The 4,560-nt window shown below is 68.2% G+C and carries 5 protein-coding genes; 1 reads left to right on the top strand and 4 read right to left on the bottom strand.

Translation table 11 applies throughout. The features are described 5' to 3' along the window. Window positions 1-47 precede the first annotated feature (47 nt). From AC1DOC_RS20425 to AC1DOC_RS20410, 4 genes are all read right to left on the bottom strand, one after another. On the bottom strand, window positions 48-1,061 hold the full coding sequence (locus tag AC1DOC_RS20425; protein WP_018905394.1) for an ABC transporter substrate-binding protein: 1,014 nt from the start codon (window positions 1,059-1,061) through the stop codon (window positions 48-50). A 22-nt stretch (window positions 1,062-1,083) separates the two neighbouring features. Then, window positions 1,084-1,908: a class II aldolase/adducin family protein gene (locus AC1DOC_RS20420; RefSeq protein WP_478130378.1), complete on the bottom strand. Its 825-nt coding sequence runs from the start codon at window positions 1,906-1,908 to the stop codon at window positions 1,084-1,086. 149 nt (window positions 1,909-2,057) lie between these two features. Further along, entirely contained in the window at window positions 2,058-3,167 is a 1,110-nt protein-coding gene (locus AC1DOC_RS20415; RefSeq protein WP_412511545.1) for an LLM class flavin-dependent oxidoreductase, read from the bottom strand. A 36-nt stretch (window positions 3,168-3,203) separates the two neighbouring features. Continuing rightward, window positions 3,204-4,193: an ABC transporter substrate-binding protein gene (locus tag AC1DOC_RS20410; RefSeq protein ID WP_412511546.1), complete on the bottom strand. Its 990-nt coding sequence runs from the start codon at window positions 4,191-4,193 to the stop codon at window positions 3,204-3,206. A gap of 109 nt (window positions 4,194-4,302) precedes the next feature. On the opposite strand from AC1DOC_RS20410, the gene AC1DOC_RS20405 reads away from it, so the two are divergent. Next, window positions 4,303-4,560 (top strand): acyl-CoA dehydrogenase family protein (locus tag AC1DOC_RS20405; protein ID WP_478130377.1); only part of this gene is annotated, 258 nt, incomplete at its 3' end.

Genomic DNA, 4,560 nt, shown 5'->3' with positions numbered 1-4,560 from the left:
CCCCCGGAAGGGGAGGGAATCGAAGCCCAATGCGGGGTCGGGGGTGCTCATGCGAGTGGATCGAAAGAGACGTGTTCGGCAAAGCGCACCGGATCGGTGGTCTTCTTGAGCACGCCTACGCCGCGGAAATCGCGCGCATAGAACTCCACCTCGTCGCGCAGGTTCTTGCCGAGCGGATGGTGGTTGTGCGTGAGCGTGCCGAGCAGCGCGCGCAGGTCCTCGATCGGCACCTTGGGCGAATACTTCGCAAACAGCTTGGCGGATTCGTTCGGGTTCTCGGCCACGTAGTCGGAAGCTTGCGCAATGGCGCGCACCAGCGCAGCCACGGCCGGCTTGTCCTTGCGCACGAGTTCGCCGCGCGCGCCGACGATGCAGCAGACCTTGTCCTTGTATTCGCCCGAGAGGTTGCTCGCAATCTCCACGAAGGCGCCCTTGTTGCGCTTCTCGATCAGGTAGACGTTCGGGTCGCCATCTGCAATCGCATGGATCTCGCCCTTCTGCACGGCAATGTCGAGCAGGTCGGCCGGGTACTGGCGCCAGGTCACGTCCTTGTCGGCATCGATGCCGTTCTTCGCGAGCAGGATCGAGAAGAAGTTCTTGCCCGGGCTCGCGATGTCCGACACGCCGATGATCTTGCCCTTGAGGCTCGCAAGGCTGGTCGCGCCCGCGCTCCTGGCGCCCACCAGCCGCACGCAGCCGCCGTGCGAGCTGCCGACGATCTTCACGTCGAAGCCCGACTCCAGCGGCTTGAGCCAGCGGTGGATCATGCCCACCGCGGCATCGGCCTTGGCCGTGGCGAGCGACTCCAGCAGCTGGTCGGTGGAACCGGTGTAGTTGATCAGGTCCACCTGCAGGCCGTTGCGCTCGAAGTAGCCGCGCTCCTGCGCGACGACGACGGGCGAGAGGCAGAACGCGGCGGCGTTCCATGCGAAGGTGAGCTTGCGCGCCTGCTGCGAGAAGGCCTGCGAGGCGATCAGGCCGCCAGAGGCGACCACGGCGGCGGCGGCGCCTCCGCGCAGGACACCCCGGCGCGATACGGGGCGTGAGAAAGAAGCGGTCATCGAGAACTCCAGTTGTTTTTCTTCAGAGCAGCAGTTCGGGCTCCGCCTCGACCAGGCCTTGGTAGAGGCTGTCGAAGGAATGGATGGCCCCCTCCGGGCCGCCGATCTGGCTGTGCGTGTGGCGCGCGGTTTCCTCGTCGATGGGCCGCGGCTTGCCGGCGGCCTCGGCGAGGAGTTGCGTGTGGCAGGCGTTGTCGAGCGCGATGTACCACCACGCGGCGGCCTCGACCGTGGGGCCCGCGGTCAGGATGCCGTGGTTCTTGAGGATCGCGCCCTTCCCGTCGCCCAGCGCCTGTGCGATGCGCTCGCCCTCGCTGGTGTCGACCACCATGCCGGTGAAGTCGTCGAACAGCGCCACGTCCTCATGGAATACGCAGCTGTCCTGCGTGATCGTGTCGAGCTTGCGGCCGAGCGTCGACCAGGCCTTGCCGTAGGTCGAATGCGTGTGGGCGGCGGCAACGATCTTCGGGTTGTGCTCGTGGATCGCGGCATGGATGGCGAAGGCGGCCTTGTTGAGCGGCCGATCGCCGATCACCGYCTCGCCCTTCGAATTGACGAGCAGCAGGTCCGAGACCTTGATGCGCGAGAAGTGGATGCCCAGCGGGTTGACCCAGAAGTGATCGCTGAGCTCCGGGTCGCGCGCGGTGATGTGGCCCGCGAGGCCTTGGGCGAAGCCAAAGCGCGCGAACAGGCGGAATGCGCCTGCCAAGCGCTCCTGCCGGTGGCGGCGCTCGGCCTGCACGCTGGTGCGCGGCGGGATGGGGTCGAACCAGTATTTCTGCTGCGGGTGGGGGTTGAGCTCGAGCGGCTGGGGGGCGTTGCGGTCGATGGAAAGAACGGCATTCATCGGAGATCTCTTGGGGTATTGGGTGTTGCTCCTTCCCCTTCCGGGGGAAGGCTGGGATGGGGGCACGACGGCTTCAAACGCCATGGCGGTGGTCGAGGCCGCTTGCCCCCACCCCTGCCCWCCCCCGCAAGGGGAGGGAGAAAGTCAGGTCACGCCGCTTTGCGAGCCGAAGCCGCACGCTGCGCCACCAGCTCGCGCACACGCGGAATCAGCTCGCGTCCATAGTCGACCGCGTCTTCCAGCGGATCGAAGCCGCGGATCAGGAAGGTGGTCACGCCCAGGTCGTAGTAGTCGAGCAGCGCATCGGCCACCTGCTCGGGCGTGCCGACCAGCGCGGTGCTGTTGGAACGGCCGCCGATCTCCTGCGCCACCGCCGTCCACAGCCGCTTGTCGAGCCGCGTGCCTTTCTCGGCCGCGGCGAGCAGGCGCTTCGCGCCTTCGCTCTGCTGCGGGCCGCCGCGGTTGTAGCCCTGCACCACGCGCAGGCGCTTCGTCTCGGCCAGGATGTTCTCGGCGCGCGCCCATGCGGCCTCTTCGGTCTGCGCCAGGATCGGGCGGAACGACACCGAGAAGCGCACGCTGCGCCCGTGCTTCGCGGCCTCGGCGCGCACGCGCGCCGTGAGCTCGCGCGCCTGGTCGAGCGATTCGCCCCAGAGCGCATACACGTCGGCGTATTTGCCCGCCACCGGAATCGCCGCCTCCGAAGCACCGCCGAAGTATACCGGCACATGCGGCCTGCCATTGCGCGTCTGCACCGGCTTCACTTCGGAGAACGCGTTCTGGAAGCGGTAGTGCGCGCCTTCGTGGTCGAAGGGCTTGTCGGCGGCCCATACCTTGTGCAGCACGTCGAGGTATTCGTCGGTGCGCGCATAGCGCTGGTCATGGCCGAGCCAGTCGCCGTCGCGGCGCTGTTCCTCGTCGGAGCCGCCCGAGATGTAGTGCACCGCGAGCCGGCCGCCGCTGAACTGGTCGAGCGAGGCGAACTGCCGCGCCGCCAGCGTGGGCGCCACGAAGCCCGGGCGGTGCGCAAGCATGAAGTGGATGCGCTCGGTGACCGATGCCGCATGGGCCACGGTGAGCGTGGCGTCGGGGCCTGTGGAATGGTGCGGCACCAGCACGCGGTCGAAACCGGCGTTCTCATGCGCCTGCGCGAAGGCGCGCACGTAGTCGCGGTCGATGGCCGGGCCCTTGGCAGCGTGGATCTCCGAGACCTTCTGGCCCTGGATCATGCCGATGAATTCAACGTCGTTCTGGCTCATGGTGTCCTCGTGTTTTCAGGGTGATGTGTGTGTTGTTCAGGCGGCGGGCAGGCGCAGCGCGCTCTCGAAGCGGCGGTCCCACAGGGGCTTCACGTCGGCGGGCCCGTCGAGCACGCCGATCTTCAGGAAGGTGTCGGCCACCTCCTGGTGGCTGCGCACCACGGCATCGGTGACCGGGCCCAGGCTGTAGTCGCCGCTGCGGCCGTTGAAGAGCTCGACCAGGTCGCCGACCGGCACGCGTGTCTCGGCCGACTGCGCCCGCGCATAGGCCAGGAAGTTGCCGTTGATCCATGCGAAGGCGCGCTGCAGTCGCTGCAGCAGGTCGCCCAACGCCGCGCGGCGCAGTTCGTCGTTCAACGCACGCGGATTGGCGTAGATCGGGAAGTTGCCCGAGAGGTAGCCCACGCCGGTCTTGATGGTTCGCGCGCCGTACTGCGTGCGCGCCAGCTGGCCGTTGTAGCCGTAGATGGCCCAGGCATCGAGATCGCCGCGCGCGAAGGCCGAAAGGCCGTCCGAGGGCGTGAGGCTCACGGCCTGGATGTCACTGAACGACAGGCCCGCCTCGGCCAGCTGCCTGGCCAGGTAGTAGTGCGAGGTGGTGGCGCGCACGTAGCCCACGCGCTTGCCCTTGAAGTCGGCAATGCGGCGGATCGGCGAGTCCTTGCGCGCCAGCGTGGCCTGGTTGTTGAGGTCTTCATGCGTCACGGCCACCAGCCGCACGCTGGATTTCTGGCGCGCCGCGAACACCGGCGGGATCTCGCTGCCCGAGCCCAGGTCGAGCGCATCGCCGTTGATGGCCTCGATGTGCAGCACGCCGTTGTTGAGCTCGCGCCAGTCGATCTTGTAGGGCGTATTGGCCTGGCCGGACGCCTGCAGCAGCGGCCGCCAGAGCCCCTTGTAGGTGCCCACGCGCAGCGTGACGCCAGAAAGGTCGCGCGCCGGTGCCGCGCCAGCCACGGCCAGGGCGCCCCAGCCCGCGGCGGCCTGGAGCAGGCGTCGCCTGTCGATCGGAAAGTCAGATGTCATCCACCGGACCGTACCGAGGCAGCCGGCAAAAGCGAACGCAGAAAAACGAGTTTGCATATGCGGGATGCGTCGTTTCCGGCGCGGCACGGTCCCGGTACCGTGCGCAGCCATGAGTGCACTCCCCTTGCGCCGCCCGCCGGCCACGAATGAAGACCCCAGGCCTGCCACCGTCGATGCCGCACTGCTCGCGCATCTGTCGGCGCAGTTCGCCGCCACCGCGGCCGACCACGACCGCAGCGGCGCCTTTCCGCATCCGAACTTCGCGACCTTGCAGTCRCACGGCTTCGTCGGTCTGGTGGCGCCCGCGGCGCACGGCGGCGGCGGCGCCACGCTGGCCACGGCGCGCCGCGTGATCGCGGCCGTGGCG

The sequence above is a fragment of the Variovorax sp. 01T439_2 genome (assembly GCF_056398445.1).
Note: the sequence above shows the minus strand (reverse complement) of the source record. Positions and strands in the feature narration are given on the sequence as shown.